23 protein-coding genes and 1 pseudogene are annotated in these 22,530 nt (G+C 70.0%); 13 read left to right on the plus strand and 11 right to left on the minus strand.

What is annotated here, in order from left to right; all coding sequences use genetic code 11:
* Window positions 1-37 precede the first annotated feature (37 nt).
* Complete coding sequence (locus ACFY2X_RS25035) at window positions 38-478, plus strand: hypothetical protein (protein WP_389941691.1); 441 nt, start codon at window positions 38-40, stop codon at window positions 476-478.
* 248 nt (window positions 479-726) lie between these two features.
* Here ACFY2X_RS25035 and ACFY2X_RS25040 read toward each other — a convergent pair whose 3' ends face one another.
* Window positions 727-1,440: an SDR family oxidoreductase gene (locus ACFY2X_RS25040; RefSeq protein ID WP_389941694.1), complete on the minus strand. Its 714-nt coding sequence runs from the start codon at window positions 1,438-1,440 to the stop codon at window positions 727-729.
* A gap of 224 nt (window positions 1,441-1,664) precedes the next feature.
* Between ACFY2X_RS25040 and ACFY2X_RS25045 the strand changes: the two genes are divergently transcribed.
* Window positions 1,665-2,603, plus strand: coding sequence for an AraC family transcriptional regulator (locus tag ACFY2X_RS25045; protein WP_389941697.1), 939 nt, complete (start codon window positions 1,665-1,667; stop codon window positions 2,601-2,603).
* 61 nt (window positions 2,604-2,664) lie between these two features.
* Here ACFY2X_RS25045 and ACFY2X_RS25050 read toward each other — a convergent pair whose 3' ends face one another.
* The 4 genes from ACFY2X_RS25050 to ACFY2X_RS25065 all read right to left on the minus strand — a co-directional run bounded on the left by ACFY2X_RS25050 (window position 2,665) and on the right by ACFY2X_RS25065 (window position 5,992).
* Window positions 2,665-3,582 (minus strand): hypothetical protein, encoded by a 918-nt coding sequence (locus ACFY2X_RS25050; protein WP_389941699.1) that lies wholly within the window; start codon window positions 3,580-3,582, stop codon window positions 2,665-2,667.
* A complete protein-coding gene (locus tag ACFY2X_RS25055) occupies window positions 3,579-4,118 on the minus strand; it encodes an RNA polymerase sigma factor (protein ID WP_389941702.1) in 540 nt (179 codons plus the stop codon). Before ACFY2X_RS25055 ends, ACFY2X_RS25050 begins: the two co-directional genes overlap by 4 nt.
* A 159-nt stretch (window positions 4,119-4,277) precedes the next feature.
* A complete protein-coding gene (locus ACFY2X_RS25060; protein WP_389941706.1) occupies window positions 4,278-4,727 on the minus strand; it encodes a DUF3237 domain-containing protein in 450 nt (149 codons plus the stop codon).
* Between the two features lie 59 nt (window positions 4,728-4,786).
* A complete protein-coding gene (locus ACFY2X_RS25065) occupies window positions 4,787-5,992 on the minus strand; it encodes a flavin-dependent oxidoreductase (protein WP_389941709.1) in 1,206 nt (401 codons plus the stop codon).
* A gap of 79 nt (window positions 5,993-6,071) precedes the next feature.
* Between ACFY2X_RS25065 and ACFY2X_RS25070 the strand changes: the two genes are divergently transcribed.
* Window positions 6,072-6,575, plus strand: coding sequence for a MarR family winged helix-turn-helix transcriptional regulator (locus tag ACFY2X_RS25070; RefSeq protein WP_389941711.1), 504 nt, complete (start codon window positions 6,072-6,074; stop codon window positions 6,573-6,575).
* 72 nt (window positions 6,576-6,647) lie between these two features.
* Here ACFY2X_RS25070 and ACFY2X_RS25075 read toward each other — a convergent pair whose 3' ends face one another.
* Window positions 6,648-7,715: a LacI family DNA-binding transcriptional regulator gene (locus ACFY2X_RS25075; RefSeq protein WP_389941714.1), complete on the minus strand. Its 1,068-nt coding sequence runs from the start codon at window positions 7,713-7,715 to the stop codon at window positions 6,648-6,650.
* 178 nt (window positions 7,716-7,893) lie between these two features.
* Here ACFY2X_RS25075 and ACFY2X_RS25080 point away from each other — a divergent pair, with 178 nt between their 5' ends.
* The 8 genes and pseudogenes from ACFY2X_RS25080 to ACFY2X_RS25115 all read left to right on the plus strand — a co-directional run.
* Window positions 7,894-9,495, plus strand: coding sequence for an ABC transporter substrate-binding protein (locus ACFY2X_RS25080; RefSeq protein ID WP_389941717.1), 1,602 nt, complete (start codon window positions 7,894-7,896; stop codon window positions 9,493-9,495).
* Window positions 9,495-10,445: an ABC transporter permease gene (locus ACFY2X_RS25085; RefSeq protein WP_389941720.1), complete on the plus strand. Its 951-nt coding sequence runs from the start codon at window positions 9,495-9,497 to the stop codon at window positions 10,443-10,445. Before ACFY2X_RS25080 ends, ACFY2X_RS25085 begins: the two co-directional genes overlap by 1 nt.
* A complete protein-coding gene (locus ACFY2X_RS25090; protein WP_389941723.1) occupies window positions 10,442-11,314 on the plus strand; it encodes an ABC transporter permease in 873 nt (290 codons plus the stop codon). The genes ACFY2X_RS25085 and ACFY2X_RS25090 overlap by 4 nt, the downstream gene beginning before the upstream one ends.
* A 2-nt stretch (window positions 11,315-11,316) precedes the next feature.
* Window positions 11,317-12,282 carry an ABC transporter ATP-binding protein gene (locus ACFY2X_RS25095; protein ID WP_389941727.1) on the plus strand — a complete coding sequence of 322 codons (966 nt, stop codon included), beginning with the start codon at window positions 11,317-11,319 and terminating at the stop codon, window positions 12,280-12,282.
* Window positions 12,279-13,115 (plus strand): ABC transporter ATP-binding protein, encoded by an 837-nt coding sequence (locus ACFY2X_RS25100; RefSeq protein WP_389941730.1) that lies wholly within the window; start codon window positions 12,279-12,281, stop codon window positions 13,113-13,115. Before ACFY2X_RS25095 ends, ACFY2X_RS25100 begins: the two co-directional genes overlap by 4 nt.
* A gap of 52 nt (window positions 13,116-13,167) precedes the next feature.
* On the plus strand, window positions 13,168-14,595 hold the full coding sequence (locus tag ACFY2X_RS25105; protein WP_389941733.1) for an amidase: 1,428 nt from the start codon (window positions 13,168-13,170) through the stop codon (window positions 14,593-14,595).
* A gap of 202 nt (window positions 14,596-14,797) precedes the next feature.
* Window positions 14,798-16,456 (plus strand): amidohydrolase, encoded by a 1,659-nt coding sequence (locus tag ACFY2X_RS25110; protein WP_389941736.1) that lies wholly within the window; start codon window positions 14,798-14,800, stop codon window positions 16,454-16,456.
* Between the two features lie 122 nt (window positions 16,457-16,578).
* Window positions 16,579-16,827, plus strand: a pseudogene (locus ACFY2X_RS25115) (transposase); the annotation flags it as partial.
* Window positions 16,828-16,892: 65 nt separating this feature from the next.
* Here ACFY2X_RS25115 and ACFY2X_RS25120 read toward each other — a convergent pair.
* The gene (locus tag ACFY2X_RS25120; RefSeq protein WP_389941739.1) at window positions 16,893-17,642 is read right to left on the minus strand and encodes a sulfite exporter TauE/SafE family protein; all 750 of its coding nucleotides are present in this window, start codon (window positions 17,640-17,642) and stop codon (window positions 16,893-16,895) included.
* A complete protein-coding gene (locus ACFY2X_RS25125; protein WP_389941742.1) occupies window positions 17,639-18,109 on the minus strand; it encodes a YciI family protein in 471 nt (156 codons plus the stop codon). Before ACFY2X_RS25125 ends, ACFY2X_RS25120 begins: the two co-directional genes overlap by 4 nt.
* On the opposite strand from ACFY2X_RS25125, the gene ACFY2X_RS25130 reads away from it, so the two are divergent.
* Window positions 18,008-18,634 carry a Crp/Fnr family transcriptional regulator gene (locus ACFY2X_RS25130; RefSeq protein ID WP_389941745.1) on the plus strand — a complete coding sequence of 209 codons (627 nt, stop codon included), beginning with the start codon at window positions 18,008-18,010 and terminating at the stop codon, window positions 18,632-18,634. The genes ACFY2X_RS25125 and ACFY2X_RS25130 overlap by 102 nt on opposite strands.
* A 270-nt stretch (window positions 18,635-18,904) precedes the next feature.
* Here the strand turns inward: ACFY2X_RS25130 and ACFY2X_RS25135 are convergent, their stop codons facing one another.
* The 3 genes from ACFY2X_RS25135 to ACFY2X_RS25145 all read right to left on the minus strand — a co-directional run bounded on the left by ACFY2X_RS25135 (window position 18,905) and on the right by ACFY2X_RS25145 (window position 22,056).
* Complete coding sequence (locus ACFY2X_RS25135) at window positions 18,905-19,687, minus strand: alpha/beta fold hydrolase (protein ID WP_389941748.1); 783 nt, start codon at window positions 19,685-19,687, stop codon at window positions 18,905-18,907.
* 319 nt (window positions 19,688-20,006) lie between these two features.
* Window positions 20,007-20,957 (minus strand): carbohydrate kinase family protein, encoded by a 951-nt coding sequence (locus ACFY2X_RS25140; RefSeq protein ID WP_389941751.1) that lies wholly within the window; start codon window positions 20,955-20,957, stop codon window positions 20,007-20,009.
* Between the two features lie 55 nt (window positions 20,958-21,012).
* Entirely contained in the window at window positions 21,013-22,056 is a 1,044-nt protein-coding gene (locus ACFY2X_RS25145) for a GlxA family transcriptional regulator (protein WP_389941754.1), read from the minus strand.
* Window positions 22,057-22,108: 52 nt separating this feature from the next.
* Between ACFY2X_RS25145 and ACFY2X_RS25150 the strand changes: the two genes are divergently transcribed.
* Window positions 22,109-22,504 carry a cupin domain-containing protein gene (locus tag ACFY2X_RS25150; protein WP_389941757.1) on the plus strand — a complete coding sequence of 132 codons (396 nt, stop codon included), beginning with the start codon at window positions 22,109-22,111 and terminating at the stop codon, window positions 22,502-22,504.
* Window positions 22,505-22,530: the final 26 nt, after the last annotated feature.

Here is a 22,530-nt window from a genome sequence, read left to right on the forward strand (position 1 = left end):
CCCCGGCTTCTTGTTCGGATCATGGCCGGGCGGGGTCTTGCCCAGACCCGGCGGCTGGGTCAGTTCGGAGGTCGGCTCGGAGGACGGCTCGGACCCCGTCGGCCTCTGCGACGGCGCGGGGGTGGCCGAAGGGGCCTTGGTCGGCGACGCGCTCGGCTTCCGCGGGCGCGCGGGCGAGGGCGACACCTGGAACGAGGAGGACGTCGTCGGCCGAGGTGTACGGCGGGCCTCCGGCGCCGGGCTCTGCCGGGCGGGAACCGTGGTGGCCTCCACGGTCGGAGTGGGCTTCGCCGACTTCGAGGGTCTGGTCGTGGTGGTGGCGGGGACCGGCCGCGAGGGAGTGTCGCCGGGCCAGCCGACCACCGACAGCGGCGTGCCGGTGAACAACCCGCCGACCACGGTGACCACCGACACGAGCACCAACGTGCCGACGACGATCCCGGTGATCTTCAGAAGTTGTCTGCGTCTGCCCGTCTGATCAACGAACACAGCGGTGCCGGTGGGGTGTTGCCTGTCGTTCACAGGCGGAAATCGTAGTGACAGATAGTTACGCATGGGGAAATTCCCCATTGTTGTGACTGACCGGACATCAACCGCGACGCCGTCCCTGGCCTGACCACTGTGGAGAGTGGGACACCACCCGGATCTTTCCGCGGACCGGGGCTGCCTCGCCGAGCGGTCTCGGCGAGTGCCCGGCGAGGTGTCCCGAGAATGATCAGGGTCCGCTCACACCTCCGCGAGCTGCCGCTCCAGCGCCTTGGGCTCGGCGGCCCAGGTCGCCCACGCGGCCTGGGAGACCGGGTCGGGAGTGATGTCCTCGGCTCCGGCCTCGACCCCGTCGAGAATCAGCCGGGCCACCTCGGCGGGATCCGCCTTGGGGCCGACCACCCCGGCGAGCATCTCGGTGTCCACCCCTGCCGGATAGACGCCGTGGACGGCGATGCCCCGCCCGGTCACCTCGGCTCGCAGCGCCCGCGTCATGGAGTCGGCGGCGGCCTTGGACGCGCAGTAACCCGCCATCGCCCGCATCGGCGCCAGCGCGATGATGGTGAGCACGTTGACGATGGCCCCGCCGCCGTTGCCCTCGATCACCGGGACGAAGGCCCGGGTGGTCTTCAGCGTGCCGAGATAGTTGACGGCCAGGTCACGTTCGAGCACGTCCAGGCCGATGTCCAGGATCCCGCCGAACCCCAGCACTCCGGCATTGTTGACCAGGAGGTCCACGTCCCCGGCGAGCTTCGCGGCGGCGGCGATCTGAACGTCGTCGGTGATGTCCAGCTCGACCGGGACGACGCGATCGTCGTGAACGCCGAGTGACTCCGGGCGCCGCGCGGCGGCGTACACCTTGGCGGCTCCGCGACGCAGGAGCTCATCGACGAGCCGGGCGCCGATCCCACGGTTCGCACCGGTCACGAGAACGACAGAGTCATTGATCTTCATGGAGATTTCCCAAGTCAGCGGAGGAATATCGACATGGCCGACGCTATGGGCGCCGCCGGCCCGGCTCCATGACCGCTCATCTCCATTTCCTGCCCGTTCGTCTTTCCCGGTTTCCCGGCCGCTCGTCCTCGGACCCGGCCGCTCGTCCTCGGACCCGGCCGCTCGTCCTCGGACCCGGCCGCTCGTCCTCGGGCCCGGCGGGGCGAGGTGAATAGGCTGCCTCCATGGACGTGCTCACCGACGTGCTGGCCGCCGCCAAGATCGGTGGCGTGCTGACCTCGCACCTCCGGGCCGACGCGCCCTGGGGCTTCAGGCTGGATCAGGTTCCCTTCGCGGCCTTCCACGCGGTGACCCGGGGAGAGTGCTGGCTGCGCCGCCCGGACGCCGAGCCGCTCCGGCTGGTCGCCGGTGACATCGTGCTGCTGCCGATGGGCGGAGGCCACGCGCTGGCCAGCGACCCCTCCGGCCCGCTCGTCTCCTACGACGACATCCTCAAAGCGAGCGGCGCGAGCATGCCGGGCGCCTACGTGGAGCTGGCCGGGGCCGGACCGCGAACCCGGCTGATCTGCGGTGCCTATCCGTACGAGGATTCGGTGGCGCATCCGGTGCTGGCGGTCCTGCCGCCGGTGCTGCATCTGCCCGCCGACCGGTCCCGGGAACACGGTGCCCTGAGCGCGACCCTGGAGATGCTGGCCGCCGAGCTCGACGGCGGGCGGCCGGGCGCGCGAACCGTGGTCGACCGGCTGGTCGACGTATTGTTCGTCCACATCGTCCGCGAATGGCTGGACTCCCACGCGGAGCAGCGGGCCTCGTGGCTGGCGGCACTCCGCGATCCCCCGATCGCGACGGCGATCTCGCATCTGCACGGCGATCCCGGACGAGCGTGGACGGTCGACGAGCTGGCCCTCACCGCGGGGTTGTCGCGTGCGGCCTTCGCCCGGCGGTTCACCGCCCTCGTCGGCGAGGCCCCTCTCGCCTACCTGACACGGTGGAGGATGGGACTGGCCGCCCAGCGGCTGCGCACCACCGGTGAGCCGGTGGCGGTCATCGCCAGAAGCGTCGGGTACGCCTCGGAGTTCGCCTTCTCCCGGGCCTTCTCCCGGTGTCACGGCATGCCTCCCGGCCGATACCGCTCCACGCACCGGCCGGCGACCCCCGAGTGATCGTTATTTGCCGCCACCGGAACCCGGCCGCTGGGCACACTTCACTGCGAGATCGGGCCGGTCAGAACGGCGAAGGCCAGGAGGCCACGACCAGCTCTATCGTGTTCTTGTCGTGGCCGCCCCACGCCTCGTGCACGTACCAGGTGTCGGGGACGCTCTCCGGCCGCAGGACATGCTCGCTGTAATCCCAGCCGGAGCTTCGGGGCGCCCCGGGCTGATCCCCGGGGTCGGCGCCGTAATAACCCTGGATCATGGCGTGCCGTTCCTGCGCCATGCGCTTGACCTCGCCGACCGTTTTGTTCTTCAGGCTCATTCCCTCGAGAACCTCGCCGCGCGCGGTCGGGTCACCCCCCATTTCATACCGTTCGCCGGGCCGGGGAGCCCGGCCGAAGATGACCTCGACACGCTTTTTCAGATCGACGGGAATGCTCACCCCGGCCTTGCACCGCACGTCGCCGCAGTCGGACTCGTCGTCGATCTCTTTGACCTTCGAGGCGAGGCTTCCGTTGGATATGACGGTCGTTTCCCCCTCGATCGACACGTGCATCATCCTGCCGACGAGGCTCGGTGACGCGGGCTCCATCTTCAAGTCGACGTTCAGGCCGTGCGCGGCGAATTCCCTGCGGTAGCGCTCGGGGTCGGCGTCCGGGTCGATGATCCGGACGTCGATGTAGTCGCCGTTCCTGGTGAACGCCAGCGCTTCGGCCGGCCCCACGTGGACGGGGCCGACGGCGCCGGGCCGTACGACGACCGTCACGGCGAGCGCCGCACCCGCCAGGATGGCGACGGCCGGAATGGTGATGAGCCACCGCGGCCGGGACCACCGCCGCTGCCGCCGGGTGACCGCCGGGGACGATCGCGGGGTGTCGTCGATGATCTTCTGCAGGGTGGCGGACAGCGTCGACGGGTCCGCGCGCACCTGCCTGGCCGGGTCGTGCGCTTCGAGCATGATCTTGAGCTGCTTGAGATCGTTGTTCATATGACGCTCTTCCCATAGGACGGACTGCGGGTGACGGCGGGCTGCGGTTCGTCGGCGAACAGGTGCCGGAGTCGTTTGCGTGCGCGGTGCAGTCGCATCGTCGCCACGGGCCTTGAACAGCCGACGACCGCCGCGGCCTGGCGGAGGTCGAGTCCCTCCCAGCACACCAGGAGCACCAGTTCCCGGTCGTCCTCGCTGAGGCCGTTCAGCGCGGCCAGCGCCACGTGGCGAGCGGCGACGGCACCGGCGTGGTCGTCTTCGACGCCGTGACACGCCATGTCCTCGCTCAGCCAGTCGACGAGCCCGTCTCGGCGCTTCTCCCTTCTGATCAGGTTCAACGCGAGATTCCGAGCGGTGACGTACAGCCAGGGCAACGGCCGATCGGGGGGAAACCGGCCGTACTTCTCCCAGGCGATCTTGAATGTCTCGGCGGCTATGTCCGGGGCGTCCGCGGGACCGACCCGCCGCCACGCGTACCGCAGAACCGACTCGTAATGCTCGTGGAACATGCGGGTGAAGTTCGCTTCATCACTCAAGCTCCATCTCCTATCAGCGCCCCGGCGCGACTTGCACCGTCTACTGGATAGGTGTCATGAGTCCTCCGGATATCACCGGCCCATGGCGAAATGATCCGCACTGCGCCGGTCCGGTCAGGGATCCGGCGCGCGCGTCGATCGGAGTGAGCGGCAGGGCTCCTACGTCAGGGCGTAGGCGTCGTAGCGGACGGCGTCGGCCGTACGGGCTCCCGAGGCCACGGCGAGAGTGCGGTTCAGCCACAGGTAGCGCTCGTCGCCGGTCTCGAACCGGCAGAACAGCCGGAAGTAGTAGGCCGAGGGGTCCACGACCTCCCCGGCCGCCAGGCGGGCGAGCACCTCCGGCGGGCCGTGCCGTACTCCGCTGGTGGAGATGTAGAGGTGCGCGCCGTCGTGGGTGCGCAGGGTGTAGCGGGTGTCGATGCTGGCCATGCCGTCGGCGTGCAGCACCTGCCAGTCCGCCCCGCCGGGCAGGATGTCTCCGGACAGCCGGGGGCCCTCGAACGAGCCCCCGGCGATGTCGATGATCCGGCGACGCCCCCAGTGGGAGTCGCCCAGGTCCAGGATCGGGCTGAGTTTCACGTGAAACGATGCCAGCGGCTCCAGTCTCATGGCCGGTTCCGCGGGGACGCCCGAACTCGTCCCGCGTTCCGTGAATGATGTGCCGGTGCTCATCGCACGCTCCATGATTCGCGCTCGTTGAGCGATACCGGGTCGAAGCCCGCCGTGCGCTTGTACTCGGCGGCGATGGCGGCCCGCTCCTCGTACGGAACGATCTGCTCGATGTCGGTGAAGCCGTCCGGCGCGCGCTCGTGGGCGAGCCTCATCACGACTTCCGGGCCCATCCGCCGGTTGGACAGCTGCAAGGCGGTCGTGGCGGGCCGTCTGGCCTGCTCGTAGGCGGCCAGGTCGGCGGTGGCCAGCGCGTGGGCCAGCACCCGGGCGTCAAGGATGGCCTGCGAGGCGCCGTTGGAGCCGATCGGATACATCGCGTGCGCGGCGTCCCCGAGGAGGGTGACCTTCCCCTGACTCCAGTACGGCAGCGGCTCCCGGTCGACCATCGGGTATTCGTAGGCCGCCTCGGCCCCGGCGATGATCGACGGCACGTCCAGCCAGTCGAACCGCCAGTCGGCGAAGTGCCTGCCGATCTCCCCGAGGTCGGCGGGCCGGTTCCAGTTCCCCCGGTCCGGGGCGTCGCCGTCCAGCGGCCGCTCGGCGATCCAGTTGATCAGCGTCCGGTCTCCGTCGCGCGCGATCGGATAGGCCACGAACTTCTGCGTCCCGTCACCGGCCATGATCATTGATCGCCCGGTCAGGAACGACGGGCCGTAGGTCGTCCCGCGCCACAGCACCAGCCCGTTCCACGGCGGCGGCCCTTCATCGGGGAACAGCTGCGCCCGCACCGCGGAGTGAATGCCGTCGGCACCGATCAGCAGGTCGTATCCGGTGGCCTCGGCGCCGTTCACCAGGACGCTTTCCGGGGTGAACCCGGTCACGCGCTCCCCGGTCCGTACGGCCCGCGCCCCGAGCCGCTCGACGACCGCCGAGAGGAGCAGCATCTGGAGGTGTCCACGGTGCACCGAGTATTGCGGCCAGTGATATCCCGCGTCACGTCCCCGGGGTTCTGACCAGATGGCCGTGCCGTACCGGTTGAAATAGGCCAGCTCGGCCGTGGCCACACCGATCTCCGCCAGCCGGTCCCCCAGGCCGAGCTCGGTGAGCTCGCGCACGGCGTGCGGCAGCAGGTTGATGCCCACCCCGAGAGGGCGGATCTCCGGGGTGGACTCATGGACGACGACGTCGTCGAATCCTGCGGCGTGCAGGCTCAGCGCCGCGGCCAGTCCGCCGATGCCGGCGCCCGCGATGGTAATCCGCACGATCCCTCCCAATATTGTTATGGCCATAACAATATGGCGCCCGGACCGCGAGGACACAAGACTCTGGTTTCCTTGGGGCATGGACAGAGCGGACCTCCGATACGCCGCGTACGCGCGGGAACGGGTGGCGGAGATGCCGCCACCGGCCGATCCGGAGGCCTTCGCGCTCGCCTACAACCTGCTCCATCTCGCCTATCTGCTGGTCACCGACCTGGAGACGCGCATCCACCGGCCACGCGGGTGGACGCTCGCCGGCTTCCGGCTGATGTTCAAGCTCTGGCTGCTCGGACCCACCCAGCCGGTCCGGCTCGCGGAGATCTCCGCGATGTCCCGCTCGGCGATGACCAACGCGGTCAACACCCTGGAGCGCGACGGCCTGGTCGAGCGGAGGGCCGTGCCGGACGACAAGCGCGCGGTGGCCGTGGCGCTGACGGCCAAGGGCGAGCGGATGGTCCGGGAGGCCTTCACCGAGCAGACCCTCCGGGAGCAGGAATGGTTCGCCGCGTTGGAAGCCTCCGAAAGGCAACGGCTCACGGATCTGCTCACCCACGTCGTCGCCGCCCGCCCGGAGAACGCGGGCTGATCCGCCGGGTTGACACGGCGGAAGGGCCGCGCTTCCCTGCGCCGCGAAAGACCGCCGACCGCTAGGAGCGGATCACCGCCGGGAAGAAGGCACGGGGGAACACCGCCGAGAGGAGGCGCGGATCTCGAGGTGAGTGGGCACGACAAGGCCGGACGGCCGGCTGTCTTCCCCTTCCAGGGCGTTGACCAGCAGTTCGATGCCTGCCGTGGCGATGGCTCGGGGCCGCAGGCTCAGGGTGGTGATGGGCGGGTCGGAGAACTCCGCCGCGGAATCCTCGGTCACGCAGACGAGCAGAAGGTCCTCGGGCACCGACAGCCCGAGCCGCCGGGCGGCGTCGATCAGCAGTGGCGGGCTCACGTCGACGAGGGTGATCAGCGCGTCGGGCCGGTCCGGGCCGCCGAGCGCCCGCTGGACGGCCTCCACGGCGGGACCGTTTCCGGGGCGTTCGTTGAGAGTGACATGAGGGGCCATGTCGTGCTCGGCGCACCAGCGGAGGTAGGCCTCCATGACCTGCTCGTAGAACAGCGCGGTGGAGCTGGCCGTCAGCAGGCCGATGCGCCGGGCGCCCGCGTCCGCGAGGTGGTCCAGGACCTCGCGGGTCGCCGCGTCATGGTCGTTGTCCACCCAGAAGGCGTCCGGGCGCCCCTTCACCCGCCGGTCGGAGACCACCGGGATGCCGGCCGCGAGGAAGTCGTCCACCAGGGGGTCGTCCGCGACCGGGTCGGCGACCACGGCGGCGTCGAGCGGGAGGTCGAGCCACGCGTCGCGCGGGGTGCGCGTGGGCAGGATGACGATGGCGTAGCCGTGGGCCAGCGCGGTGGTGCAGGCCGCGCTGGTGAGCTGGGCGTAGTAGGCGAACTCGGTGTACGCCCAGGGGGCCTCGACATATTCGCGAACCGCGTAGCCGATCAGCCTCGCGTGCCCGGCCCGGAGCATCCGGGCGGTGGCGTTCGGGCGGTAGCCGAGCCTGCGGGCGGTCTCCCGCGCCCGCTCCCGCACGGCGGGAGACAGGCGGCCGGTGCCGTTCAGCGCCGCCGAGATGGTGGTTTTCGACAGGCCCGCCTCGCGGGCCACATCGACCAGACGCACCCGGGGCTGGGCAGGGCGGCTGCGGTCGCCTTGCCACAGTGATTCATTCATGGACTCGATGTTGCCATGGTGACGGCCCGGTCGTCACGAGGCTTTGACCTGCAGAAAATCGTTCCCGCAAACCCTTGTGCGGGAACGTTCCTTCACTGATACTCGCCCAAAAGGAAACGCCCCGTTAACACTTTTGAAAGGGGTGGGTCTGCTGAACTTGCTCCGATCCGCTGCCCTGTTGACCGTTCTTGCCGTCACAGCCGCGGGCTGCTCCGCTTCCGGTTCCGGCCAAGGAAGCAAGAGTCCCGGCGCCGCCTACGAGATCTCCAAGGACACACCCCAGGCCAAAGGCCCGGTACCGTCGCTCACCTGGTCGCTGTTTGCCGAGCCGCAGTCACTCGACTACGTCTACGCCTACGACTACCCGCCCAACACCGTGCTCGCGAACATCTGCGAGCAGTTGCTGCGGATCACGCCGGATATGAAGATCGAGCCGGGACTCGCCACGAAGTTCGCCAACCCCGACCCGCGGACCTGGGTCTACACCATCCGCGAAGGCGTGAGCTTCCACGACGGGACACCGCTGACCGCCGCCGACGTCGTCGCGAGCCTCCGGCGCCACATGGACTCCAAGATCGGCTCATACTGGGCCACGGCCTTCCGCGACGTGAAGTCCATCGACAAGACCGGGCCGATGGAGGTCACCATCCGGCTCTCCAAGCCGAACGCCCTGGTCAACCAGCTCCTCGCGGCCTCCCCCGGCACCATTGAGAGCGCCGCTTTCCTGAAGAAGGCCGGGCGCGACTACGGCAGCCCGAAGGGCGGGGTCAACTGCACCGGGCCCTTCTCGATGCAGCAGTGGTCCCAGGGCGACTCGATCACGCTGAAGAAGAACGACCGCTACTGGGACACCGCCCTGACGCCCAAGGCCGACACCCTCAAGGTCGTCTTCATCCAGGACCCGGCCGCGCGCGTCAACGCCATGCTGTCCGGCTCGGTCGACGGCGGTTACATGCTGCCGACGAACTCCTACGCCCGGCTGCGATCGAATCCTGCCGGCAAGCTCTACTTCGGTCCCAACACCACCGCCTCGTCCCTCATCGTCACCAACCTCAAGGGAACCCTCGGCGATCTGAAGGTGCGTCAGGCACTGTCCCTGGCGCTCGACCGCGAAGGCATCATCAAGGCCGCCGCCGGTGGTGCGGGCGTCCCGGCCAAGGCACCGGCCGCCACCGGCGCGTGGGCCACCGTCCCGGACAAGACAGCCGGCTACTACGCCAAGCTCCCCGCCCTGACCCGTGACGTGGAAGCGGCGAAGAAGCTCATCGGAGAGGCCGGCGCCAAGGGCAAGAAGGTCGTCATGGCGACCAGCTCCCTGGGGCCGGAGATCAGCGTCGTCGCCAACGCCGTCCAGGCCGCGGGCAAGGAGATCGGCCTCGACGTCGAGCTGAAGAGCGTCGCCCCGGACGCCTACTCGGCCCTGTTCTCCGACCCGGGCGCGCGCCAGGGCCTCGACCTCATGATCACCAACTGGTACAACAACACCCCTGACCCGCTGGAGTTCTACGCGAACCTGCTGACCGGCGAGTTCGCCAACTACGGCGGCTACTCCAACCCCGAGTACGACGCCATCGTCGAGCGGGCACTCCAGACCGCCGACCCCGCCGCCCGCGCCGACGTCACCGCCCAGCTGCAGGAGATCGCCGTTCGCGACCTGCCGTGGATCCCGCTGTACGAGATGCCGCACACCATGTTCCTCAACCAGCGGATCACCGGCGCGCCGACCAGCATCACCCAGCTGTACTGGCCGTGGGCCGCCACGATCGGATCGGCAGGCTGATGGGGCGCTTCGTCGCCGGTCGTCTCCTGGGGTTGGTCCTGGTCCTGCTGGTCACCTCGTTCGTGGTCTTCAGCGCCGTGCACATGGCCCCGGGAGATCCCGCGACGTTCCTGCTCAAGGGACGCCCGGCCACTCCTGAGGCCATGGCCGCCATCCGGGCCCAGTATCACCTGGACGACCCGTTCCTCACCCAGTACGGCAAGTGGCTCGTCGACGTCGCCTCGGGGAACTTCGGCCGGTCCGTGCAGTTCCGGCAGGACGTCGGCTCCCTGATCGTCGCACGGCTGCCGACGACCGCCTTCCTCGTCGGCTATGCCGCGCTGCTCATCACCGTGGGCGGAATCCTCCTCGGCGTGCTGGCCGCGCTGCGCCCCGGCGTCGTCGACCGGCTCGTGCTGCTCGGGACGGGAGTCGCGACGGCCACCCCGTCGTTCGTGGCCGCCATCGGGCTGATCTCCCTGTTCTCGGTCAAGCTCGGCTGGTTCCCGGCCTTCGGCGGCGGCCAGGGCTTCACCGACCGGCTGCACCACCTCACCCTGCCCGCGATCGCGCTGGCGGTGACCCTCGCCGGTCTGCTCGCCCGCGTCACCCGGTCGGCCATGCTCGACGAGCTGTCCCGGGAACACGTCGAGGTGGCCCGGTCCCGGGGTGTGCCCGAGGGCACGCTCGTGCGCAAGCACGTGCTGCGCAACGCGCTCGGCCCCATCGCCACCGTGGGCGGCACCATGTTCGCCGGCCTGCTGGTGACCACGTCGATCGTCGAGACGGCCTTCGGCGCCGCGGGCGTCGGCTCGCTGCTGGTGCAGTCCGTGACCGTGAAGGACTTCCCCGTGGTCCAGGCCGTCACCCTGCTGACGGTCGCGGCGTTCGTCCTCGCCAACCTCGTCGTCGACCTCGTCCAGCCGCTCATCGACCCCCGCCTGTCCCTGATGAAGCGAGGTGCGTCGTGACCTCTCCCGCGGTGGTCGCCGGGCTCCGGCGCCGTCCCGGAATGCGCGGCATGCGCGTCCTCGGCCAGGGCCCGCTGTTTCTCGCGGCCCTCGCCGTACTGGGGGTGTTCGTCGTCGTGGCACTCCTCGCGCCGCTGCTGGCCCCCTACGATCCCGACGCGGTCGATCTGTCGGCCACCCTCGCCGGGGCCGGACCCGCCCATCCGCTCGGCGTCGACCAGTCCGGGCGTGACATCCTCTCCCGGCTGCTGTTCGGCGCGCGGACCGGTCTGCTCGGCCCGCTCGCCGTCGTCGGCTGCTCCACCCTGCTCGGCATCGTCGTCGGGGTGGCCGCCGCCTGGCGCGGCGGCTGGGCGGACGCCCTGCTGTCCAGGTCCATGGACATGGTGTTCGCCCTGCCGGGCCTGCTACTGGCGATCCTGCTCGTCGCCACGTTCGGCCCCGGCCTGCTGGCCCCGGTGATCGCGATGGTCATCGCGTACACGCCCTACGTCGGCCGGCTTGTGCGCAACATCGCCCTGCAGGAGAAGGCCCGGCCGTACATCGAGGCGTACCGGGTGCAGGGCTGGTCGGGCTGGACGATCTGCCTTCGCCACCTGGTGCCGAACATCGCCCCGGTCGTGCTCGCCCAGTCGGCGATCAACTTCGGGTACGCGCTGATGGACCTGGCGGCGCTTTCCTTCCTCGGATTCGGCGTGCAACCCCCGACCGCGGACTGGGGGGCGATGATCAACGAAGGCCAGTCGGCGCTGCTCCAGGGCGACCTGCTGCCGGCGCTCGCGCCGGGCGCGTGCATCGTCGTCGCCGTCGTGGCGTTCAGTGTCGTCGGCGAGGGATTCGCCGACCGGGTCGCGAAGCGGGAGCGGTAGACATGGCGATTTTGGAGATCAAAGACCTGAGCATCCGCCTTCCCGACGGGCACGCCGCCCGCCCGATCCTCGACTCCGTCTCGCTGCGCGTGGACCGCGGCGAAACCGTCGGCCTCGTCGGCGAGTCCGGCTCCGGCAAGTCGGTCGCCTGCCGGTCGGTGCTCGGACTGCTGCCCGAGCGTTCCCGCGCGGACGGGGAGGTGAACGTCGCCGGGACCAACGTGCTCACGGCGAGCCGCGCGCAGCTGCGCCGGCTCCGCTCCCACCAGGTGTCCATGATCTTCCAGGACCCGCGGGCCTCGCTCAACCCGATGCGCCGCATCGGGGACTTCCTCACCGAGGGCCTGCGGGCGGCCGGGGTGCCGTCCGCCGCCGCCGGAACCCGCGCCGAGGAACTCCTTGAGGCGGTCGGCATCCGCGATCCGCGAGGCGCGTTGCGCCGTTACCCGCACCAGTTCTCCGGCGGCATGCTCCAGCGCGTCGTCATCGCCGGAGCCCTGGCCGGGGAACCGGAGCTGCTGCTGGCCGACGAACCGACCACCGCCCTGGACGTCACCACCCAGGCCGAGGTGATCTCGATCCTCACCCGCCTGCAGGCCGAGCGCGGCACGGGACTGCTCTTCGTCACCCACGACCTGGAACTGGCCGCCGCGATCTGCGACCGGATCTACGTCATGTACGCCGGGCGCATCGTCGAGGCACAGCCGGCCACGCGGCTCTTCGAGAACCCGCGCCACCCGTACACGGCCGGTCTGCTCGCCTCGACACCCCGGCTGGAACCCGGCGCCGCACCGCCCCGGCCGATACCGGGCCAGCCCCTCTCGCTGGCCGAGGCGCCGTCGGGGTGCGCGTTCGCCGCTCGATGCCCTCTCGCCGAACCTCAGTGCTCCGCCCAGACGCCCACCTTGCGGGAGTACGGCGACGGCCTCGCCGCGTGCCTGCGCGCCGACGAGGAGGTCCTCCTGTGAACTCACCGGCGGCGCAGACCGCTCTGCAGGTCGAGGGCCTGCGCAAGGTCTTCGGCGACAACGTGGCGGTCGACGACGTGTCGTTCAGCCTGCGGGCCGGAGCCTCCCTCGGCATCGTCGGGGAGTCCGGCTGCGGCAAGACCACCACCGCACGCATGATCGTCGGTCTTGAGACCCCCGACGCCGGCAGCATCCGCGTCGGCGGCCACGAGCGGGCCCGGCGCCCGCGTGGCAGGCGCGAACGGCTCTCCCGCGCCCGCGAGATCCAGATGGTCTTCCAGGACCCGTATCTCTCGCTCGATCCCCGCATCACCGTCCGCGGCTGCATCGAAGAGGTCCTGAGCCTGCACTTCCCGCTCGGCGCCGCCGACCGGCGACGCCGGGTGGAGGAACTGCTGGACCAGGTCGGCCTCGGCACGCGCGAGGCCTCGGCCCTGCCCAAGCAACTGTCCGGCGGCCAGCGCCAGCGCGTCGCCATCGCCCGGGCGCTCGCCGCCGAGCCGACCGTGCTCATCCTCGACGAGGCCGTGGCCGCGCTGGACGTGTCGATCCAGGCCCAGATCCTCGACCTGCTCGCCGCCATCCGCCGCGACGCCGGCGTCGGTTTCCTCTTCGTCAGCCACGACCTCGCCGTCATCCGGCACATCACCGACGACGTGGTCGTCCTGAATCGCGGGCGCGTCGTCGAATCCGGTCCCACGGCACAGGTGCTGGCCGAGCCCCGGCACGCCTACACCCGGCTGCTGCTCGACTCCGTTCCCCGCCCCGGGTGGGACCCCGCGCGGATCGCCGAGGATCGCCGCGCGCTGGCGGCCTCCGACACACCCGCATGAACACCCCAGCCTTCGCTCCGATCGCTCACGCACGCCAGGAAGTGACATACCGATGACCGACCTCGCCTACCTTCCCGCCACCGAGGCGCTCCGGCGCTTCCGTGACCGCACGCTGTCACCCGTCGAGCTGATGACAGAGGTGATCAAGCGAACCGAGGCGGTCGAGCCGCACGTCAACGCCTTCACGGAGCGCATGTTCGACGAGGCGCTGGCCGCGGCGCGCCAGGCCGAGGACCGCTACGCCGGCAAGGGCGAACCGCCGCGCCCCCTGGAAGGCCTGGCCGTGGCGGCGAAGGAAGAGCAGCCGATCGCCGGCCGTACCCACTCCGAGGGCTCACTCCCCTACGCCGACACCATCTCCAGCGTCACCCACCCCATCATCGACCGCATCCTGGCCGCCGGGGGGATCATTCACGCCCGCACCACGACCCCGGAGTTCTCCTGCGCCGGTTTCACCCAGTCGCGGCTGTGGGGCATCACCCGCAACCCGTGGAACCTCGACTACTCGCCCGGCGGGTCCTCCGGCGGATCCGCCGCCGCGCTCGCCGCGGGCACCGCCACCCTGGCCACCGGCTCCGACATCGGCGGCTCCATCCGCATCCCGGCGTCCTTCACCGGCACGGTCGGCTTCAAGCCGCCCTACGGCCGGGTCCCGGCGCTGCCGCCGTTCAACCTCGACACCTACTGCCATGACGGCCCGATGGCCCGCACCGTCGCCGACTGCGCGCTGCTGCAGAACGTCATCTCCGGACCGCACCCGCTCGACGCCGTCTCGCTGCGCCCCCATGTGATCATCCCCGAGCACCCGCAGAGCGTCGAGGGCATGCGCGTCGCGCTGTCCGTGAACCTCGGAGACTGGCCCATCGATCCCGAGGTCGAGGCCAACACCCGGGCCGCGGCCGAGGCGCTGCGCGAGGCGGGGGCGATCGTCGAGGAGGTCGAGGTCGGCCTGCGGCGCCAGGACGTCATGGAGACGGCCTGGATCCACTTCGGCGCGATCTTCGGTCCCTCGGTCGCCGCGATCGCCGCCGAGTATCCCGACCAGCTCACGCCGTACGCGCACAGGTTCGCCGAACGGGCCCTGGCCTCCGCCGGCACGGGCAGCTTCCTCGAAGGGCTTGAGCACGAGGCCGCGATCCAGGCCCAGATCGGGACACTGCTGGACCGCTACGACGTCCTGCTGTGCCCGACCACCGCCATCCCGGCCTTCCGCGCCGACGACGACTACACCACCACAAAGATCACCGTGAACGGGGTCGAGCTCGACGACTACATGGAGGCCGTCCTGACCACCGTCTTCAACATCGCCAGCCGCTGCCCGGTGCTCAGCGTGCCGTCCGGCCGTTCCACGAGCGGGGTGCCGACGGGCGTGCAGATCGTCGGCCGCACCTATGACGACGCGACCGTTTTCCGGGTGGCCTCCGCTCTGGAGCGGGTGCGGCCGTGGGAGTTCACCGCGCAGAACCGGCCGCTGCCGTAACCCCGGGCCGGGCCGGTTTCTCCCGTTCGGCTGAAGACCGACCGGTTTCCCCCGCCCCCACGGTTCGGGACCGGTCGATTCCTCCTGCCCGATTCACGTCCCCGTGACTCGGGCCGGCCGGTTTCACCCGCTCGCTTTTCGCCCTCCCCATGACCCGGGGCCCGCCGCCTCATCGGCCGCCCCACGATTTCCAAGGAACTCCATGTCAGCCCCTGCCGACCTGATATTCCGCAACGGCCCGGTGTACACCCTCGACGCCGTCCGCCGACGGGCCACCGCCGTGGCCGTGCGCGACGGGCGCATCATCGCGGTCGGGCACGACGCCGACGTTCGCGATCTCGCCGGTCCGCGCACCGAGGTCGTCGACCTGAGCGGCCGGGCGCTGCTTCCCGGATTCCAGGACGCCCACGTGCACCCGGCCTTCGCCGGGCTCACCCTGATCAGCTGTGACCTGTCCGAGGCCACCGGCGCCGAGGACGCGGTGGCGCGAGTCCGCGCCTACGCCGACGCGCACCCCGACCTGGAGTGGATCAGCGGCGGGGGCTGGTCCATGGAGTGGTTTCCCGGTGGCACCCCAAGCCGCGACCTGCTCGACGCCGTCGTGCCCGATCGCCCGGTCTACCTCGTCAACGCCGACGGCCACGGCGCGTGGGTGAACAGCTGTGCGTTGCGGATGTGCGGCATCGACGCCTCGACCCCCGACCCGGCCGACGGCCGCATCGAGCGTGAGGCGGATGGCACGCCGCAGGGCACCCTGCACGAGGGCGCGACCGACCTGGTGGGCCGCCACCTGCCGGCCCCGACCGCCGAGGACGGGCTGCGCGCCCTGCTCGCCGGGCAGCAGCGCATGCACTCCCTCGGCGTCACCTCCTGGCAGGACGCCATGGTCGGTTCCCCGCACGGCGGTTTCGACCCTCTCGACTCCTATCTCGCCGCCGCCCAGTCCGGCCGGCTCACCGCCCGCGTGGTCGGCGCCCTGTGGTGGGACCGCGATCGCGGCGCCGAGCAGGTGCCCGAGCTGGTGGAGCGGCGTGAGCGCTGCCGCGTCGGCCGGTTCCGCGCCACCAGCGTGAAGATCATGCAGGACGGCGTGGCGGAGAACTTCACCGCCGCCCTCACCGAGCCCTACCTCAACGGCTGCGGGTGCCCCACCGAGAACAGCGGCCTGAGCTTCGTCGACCCCCAGGCGCTGCGCTCATACGTGACGCTCCTGGACGCGGAAGGCTTCCAGGTGCACGTGCACGCCGTCGGCGACCGCGCGGCGCGCGAGGCGCTCGACGCGTTCGCCCAGGCGCTCGCGGCCAACGGGCCCGGCGACCACCGGCACCACATCGCCCACCTGCAGGTCGTGCACCCCGACGACGTCCCGCGGTTCGCTCAGTTGCAGGTCACCGCCAACATGCAGCCGCTGTGGGCCGCCCACGAACCCCAGATGGACGACCTCACCATCCCCTTCCTCGGCCCGCGGCTGGCAGGCTGGCAGTACCCCTTCGGCAGCCTGCTGCGCAGCGGCGCCGTTCTCGCCGCAGGCAGCGACTGGCCGGTCAGCAGCCCTGACCCGCTGTGGGGAATCCACGTCGCGGTCAACCGCGCGTTCCAGCACCCGGGCGAGCCCGCGCGGGAGGTCTTCATCCCCGAGCAGCGTCTCGACCTCACCGCCGCACTGGCCGCCTACACCGTCGGCACCGCCTACCTGAACCACCAAGACCACGAGACCGGCACCGTCGAGACCGGAAAGCTCGCCGACCTGGTGGTGCTCGACCGCGACCCGTACGGCCTGCCCACCGAGGAGATCCACACGACCCGGGTGCTCGCGACGTACGTCGAGGGCGAGGCCGTCCACACCGACCCGAACCTCTGAGATTTCCGGCTGTAGGCGCCGCGGGCCGAAGGGATCGCAGCCAGCCCAGTGGTCGGGGCGGCCGGGAGGAATCTCACCCCTCGGCCACCCCACCATTGTTCGGCACAGTCGAACCTCTTAAGCAGGTTTGGTCCAACAACCCGCAAGAGCGGTTGAACAAGGGGATCCGCCGCCGTACCGACGTGGTCGGGATCTTCCCCGATCGTGGTTCCATTGTCCGGCTCGTCGGTGCGGTTTTGGCCGAGCAGACCGACGAGTGGACCGGGGCTCGCCGTTACATGGGCCTGGACATCCTCGCCAAGGCCCGGATGCGGGTCATCGTGGGCGACACACCGCAGCACAACCCACTTCGGCAGACACTTACCACTTAACCTGCAGAAACAGGATCACGCGGAGATCAACTCATACACCACTCCGCTGGACGTGACCCACGCTGTCAGCTCTTCATCGCAGTGACGATCGCGGTGGCAGCACTGGCGAACAGCAGGATGGCCACGAAACCTTCGCCCCAACGAGGGGCCAGTAGTCCAGCTACTCGCTCACCGGTCTGACGGCCAACGAAGGCGAACGGCCAGCCGATTCCGGCACTGATCAGGGACTCCGTGTTCACCGACCCGGCAGCGTTGAGCAGGGCCAGGCTGACGAGCCCGCTGGCGAAGAACACCCACGCGAGAGTCGCTCGCAGTCGAGGCCCGGAAATGCCTCGCATCTGCATTGCGATCACCAGCGGAGGCCCGTTCGTTCCCGTGCTCGTCGACAGGATTCCTGCACAGGCACCGCCGAGCAGATCGAGGAGACGTCCACGACGGCTGACCCTGATGCCCTTGATCAGCATCACCGTCAGGCAGAGGACCACGACCCCAACGACCCCCTGCAAGACCCGGTCACTCAGCACCGACAGCAACCACACCCCGGCTGGCGCGGCTGTCGCGGCAGCCGCCACCATCCGGACCGCGACACCGCGGCAGGCGACCTGGCGGTGACGTAGCGACGACCAGGCGTTTATCGGCAGGGCGATCAGGCACAGCGCCACCACCGACTCCTTGGGGCCCGCGACCACCGCGAGCAGGGGCGCAGCGACCAGTGCGAACCCAAACCCCGTGATTCCCTGAGCGAAGGCCGCCACCATGACAATCACCGGCATTGCCAGAAGATCTGCGGATATCACCAGATCAGTTCTTTTCAACCATGTTCAGGCTTCAGAATGGGACACCACACGCGCAGCGAGACGACGTCGACACCCGCCGTGGTGTAGTACGGGTCCTCGGCCATAATCCGATCCACCCGCGCACGGTCAACGGTGAAGACCAGCAATGCTCCCGAGTCGTCCTCCCAAGGGCCGGCCAGAAGCAGCGCACCCTGCTCGTGCAGCGCGCGCAACCGTTCCCGGTGAGCGGGCCGCGCCGCCAGACGCGCGCGGTCGTTGGTGAAGGACAGTTCTACGCAGATCATGGAGGGGAACGGTACGGACTCCTCGCCCGCGCGTCTGTATCGCGAGATACTCTCCCAGATGTGGACAAGGGGAAACTGGCGGCGGTGCCTCTGTTCTCCATGCTCGAGGATGCGCGCCTCGAGCGGCTCGCCGAGCAGTGCCCGCCGCGGGAAGTCCCCGCGGGCGCCACTGTCGCGCGTTTCGGTGACCCGGCTCAGCATCTGGTCATTCTTGAGGGGGGGACCCTGTCTGCCACTTACGACACTGGTGACGGCTCGAGGGTTCGATTCGCGACGGTGACGGGGCCCTGCGTGATCGACAAAGCCGCGGTGCTGGACGGCGGAGCGCACACGGCCACCTGGACCGCCTCGGCCGCCTGCCGGGTTCGCTTCCTGCCGGTAAGCCTCCTTCGAGGTCTCATCGATGAAGTGCCGACGCTACGCGACCACGTACTGCGCCATCTGTCGGGGCAGGTGAACCGTGACCGGCGGGCCCACGTCCGCCGGGCCGCGCCGCGGCCGGTCGTCCAGATCGCAGGCTGGGTCGCCGAGTCCATGCGTGAACAAGGGAGCCGGATCACGCTGCCAGGGGCGCAACAAGGACTCGGCGAGGAGATCGGTCTGTCGCGGGTCACGGTCAACCGCGCCCTGCGAGTTCTCGCCGAGGCAGGCGCCATCCGTATCGAGCCCGGCGTCATCGTGGTGCTAGATCCCAGACGACTCAGCGCCATGTCCCGTAGAAGCTGAACCTCCTGCTTGCCTCCCGCTGTCCATTGCCGTCCAGAAGGGCACATGCCTTCATGAACCGGGCGAAGGCGTCCGAGGGGAGTGCGACCTGGGTGGGAGTGAGGGCGAGAATCCGCATGAACGTCCCCGCTATCCGTCCACTGCATGTTGATCTCGGGTCGGGAGACGTCGACCGTCAGCCGCCATGTGTCGGTTCCTCCCCCGCCCGGCTGCCTGACGTGTTCGCGCCCCACAACCGGCGCTGCTTTCGTCTGTGCACATTGGGTGGGATCAGAGGAAGGCGGCGATCCGATCCCCCCATGTGGCGATCTCCTCCCTGGTCCGGGCGACGTGCAGTTCCGCATTGGGCAGCAGCCCGGCCAAGCGCTCCGCGGTCGACAGCGGGTGGATCGGGTCGGCGTCCCAGGCCAGGACCAGCACCTGGTGCTCCAGCTTGGCGATCGCCTCCGGCTCGGGAAGGTTGGAGGAGCCCGCCCCGCGCAGCACCGAAGGCAGGAGTTCCTCGGTGACGTCGAGATCCATGGTCAGTGAGCTGTCAGCGAAGATCGCCGAGGTGGCGGCACCGCCCATGAGCTCAAGCAACGCCTGCTTGCCCTTGCTCTCCACCAGGTCGGCGCCCCCGCGGTACGTCGCACCCTGCGCGGCCCGGGTCTCCCACGCCGTGGGCGGGATCACCAGCGCCAGCTTGTTGAAGCGATCGGGCGCCGTGACCGCCGCATGGAGCAGCGTGCCGCATCCCATGGACGCGCCCACCGCGTTGACCGGCAGCCCGGAGCCGAAGTGGTCTGCCACCGCGAGCAGATCTCCGGCGAGGTTCGCCCAGGTGTAGTCGCCCTCGTCCGGCCGGCCCCCGGAGAGCCCGTGACCGCGCGCGTCATAGCGGACCAGCCGCCCGGCGGCGACCAGCGGCGTCCAGTCGAACAGCCCCAGCCGGTCCTCATTACGCCGGCTCTGCATCATGCCGTGGGCATAGACGGTCAGCGCACCCTGGCCCGCGTCGTCGTAGGCCAGTTTGGTGCCCCGGATCTCAACCTGTCCCTCAAAGGCAGTCATCTTCATGTCTCCACTCGCCGCCGAGTCTCCGCTGTCATCGATCAAGACGCTACGCACGATTCCCGGACAGGGAATCCGTCAGCGCATAGGTAAATAGGCCCCATCCGTTACGGGCCCTATAGGTCGGCCCGGGCGATCGCGGAACCCCGCCCGCCCGACGCGACAGCCGGGCACCCGCGCTGGCCACTGCGAGGAAACGTCCTCCAGCCGAAACCTTCAACCGACCACATCAAGATCGAGAAAGATCGAGGTCAGATCGACTTTGTGGCACTCCATCTCCCCTCGGGGGACACCGCGCCCGGCAACTCACAGAGAAACACTAAGAATCGGCGAAAGGGATGATCTCGGAGAGGAAGGCGTAGTCGCGGCGGAGGTCCGGATCGCTGACCATGCGCCACCAGCGGGTGATTCCGGCCCAGCCGGGGGCCGACAGCGATCCGCCGACGCCCTGCACCGACAGCGCGGCCGACAGGTTGGCGAACCGCAGCCGCTCGGCGAGCGGCCATCCGGCGAGCGTGGCGGCGACCAGGCTCGCCCCGAACACGTCGCCTGCCCCGGTCGGGTCGACCGCGTCCACGGCGAGCCCCCGGACCCGGGCGGTCTCCCCCGTGGTGGCGTCGACGGCGATCACCCCGTCGACGCCGCAGGTGACGACCGCCAGCGGCACCAGCTCGGCCAGGCGCGACAGCGCGGCTTCGGGGGTGTCGGTGCGGGTGTAGCTCATGGCCTCGTAGGCGTTGGGCATGAAGGCGTGGCATCCGGCGAGCCGGTGCAGCACCTCGGCCGACCATTCCTGCGACGGGTCCCAGCCGAGGTCCGCGAAGATCAGGCCGCTGCCCCGGGCAGGCCCGGCTTCGAGGTGCACGATCGACGCGCGGGCTCGCGGCGGCTCCCCGATCAGCTCGGCGGGGCTTACCGGCGGTTCCGTCCCGTGGGTCACCAGGGCCCGGTCGTCCTGGTAGGCCAGCGACACGGTCACCGGCGTGCTCCACCCCGCCAGGCGCCGCGACGGGGAGAGGTCGACGCCCTCGGATTCGAGGACGTCCCAGCAGTACCGGCCGTAGAAGTCGTCGCCGAAGGCGGCTCCCAGGCAGGTGCGTAAGCCGAGCCGGCCAAGGGTGACGGCGAAGTTGGCGATGCCGCCGGGACCCGATCCCATGCCCTTGGTCCAGGTCTCGCTCCCCGGCTTCGGCGCGTCTTCCAGGCCGGTGAAGACCAGGTCGAAGAAGATCAACCCGGACAGGAACACATCCACGTCGGCATCTCTCATAAGGCTTTCCTAACCACTTGAGGCCGATGAAGAACCTCAACCAGGTCCGCATCGGTCAAGGACTCGGGATCGTGCGCTCGTCCGGGCGGCCCGGGGAGACCGGTTCCTGGCCTGTCTCCGGGCCGAACCGGCGCCGGTACGCCAACGGAGTGAGCCCGGTCTCGCGGCGCATCAGCGCACGCAGGTTGGCGGCGGTGCCCAGCCCGCTGTGCCGTGCGACCGTCTCGAAGCGCGACTCGCCTCGCTCGATCAGCCGGCATGCCAGGGCGAGCCGTTCACCCGTGAGCCAGGCCAGCGGTGTCGTGCCCAGTTGTGCCCGGAAGCGGCGATGCAGTGTCGCCGGGCTGACCGTGGCGCGCGCCGCGAGGTCGGACACCGTGAGCGGGGTGTCCAGCCGCTCCTGAGCCCATGCCAGGACGGGCGCCAAGGACTCGTCCGGCACGTCGGGCACGGGCCGCTCCACGAACTGCCGCTGCCCGCCGTCCCGGTGCGCGGCGAAGACGAGCCGCCGGCTCACGGAGTTGGCGACCTCCGCGCCGTGGTCGCGGCGGACGATGTGCAACCCGAGGTCGAGCGCGGCCGCGCTCCCCGCGGCCGTGAGGATGTCACCGTCGTCCACGAACAGCACGTCCGATTCGAGGTGGACGGAAGGGAAGCGGGCACGGAAGGAGTCCGCCCACTGCCAGTGCGCGGTGGCGCGGCGCCCGTCGAGGACCCCGGCCTCGGCCAGGGTGAAAGCACCGCTGCAGAAGCCGACCAGGCGGGCACCGCGAGCGTGCGCCCGCCGTACGGCGTCGAGTACGGCCGGGCGGCGCGGCACCTCCACGTCGGGACGGTTGGGAACGATCAGGGTGTCCGCCGATTCGGCCGCCTCCAGGCCGGCGACCCCCGTGAGCGTGAAGAACCCGTCCCGCATCAGCGTGCGCGGCTCGGGAGAGCAGAGGCGGAAGTCGTAGAGAACGCGCCCGATCTCGGGTCTGCGCAGGCCGAAGACCTCGGTCGCGCAGCCGAGCTCGAAGGGGTTGGAATTCTCGTCCACGATCACGACGACCCGGTGCGGGCCCGCCCCCTGAACAGAATGCGAGGATTCTTTCGCCATGTGCGATTTCTAGCACTCACACCGGCCAGGCTCAACGGGTGAGAATTCACCCATGAGTAACGAACCCATCGCCCTCAGCGAAGCCCTGGCCTCCTTCGACGCCCTGTGGAGCCCCCGCATCGTCACGCGGGTCAACGACTACGACGTACGCGTCGCCAAGGTCGAGGGCGAGCACATCTGGCACGTCCACGACGACACCGACGAGTTCTTCCTGGTGCTCGACGGGGAACTGCACATCTCCCTGCGGGAGCCCGGCGGGGAGCGCACGGTCCGGCTCCCTCAGGGCGCGGTGTTCACCGTCCCCCGAGGTACGGAGCACAGGCCGTACGCTCCCACCGGTGCCGCGATCCTCATGTTCGAGCCCACCGGGACACCGACGGTCGGCGACCGCCACGATGAGATCCCCGGCCACATCGACGCGACGACAGGGCACGCGCTCGGCTCCTGACGGCGAAAAGACGGCGAGAAGACCGC

The sequence above is a fragment of the Streptosporangium sp. NPDC000396 genome, assembly GCF_042898655.1.
GTDB lineage: Bacteria > Actinomycetota > Actinomycetes > Streptosporangiales > Streptosporangiaceae > Streptosporangium.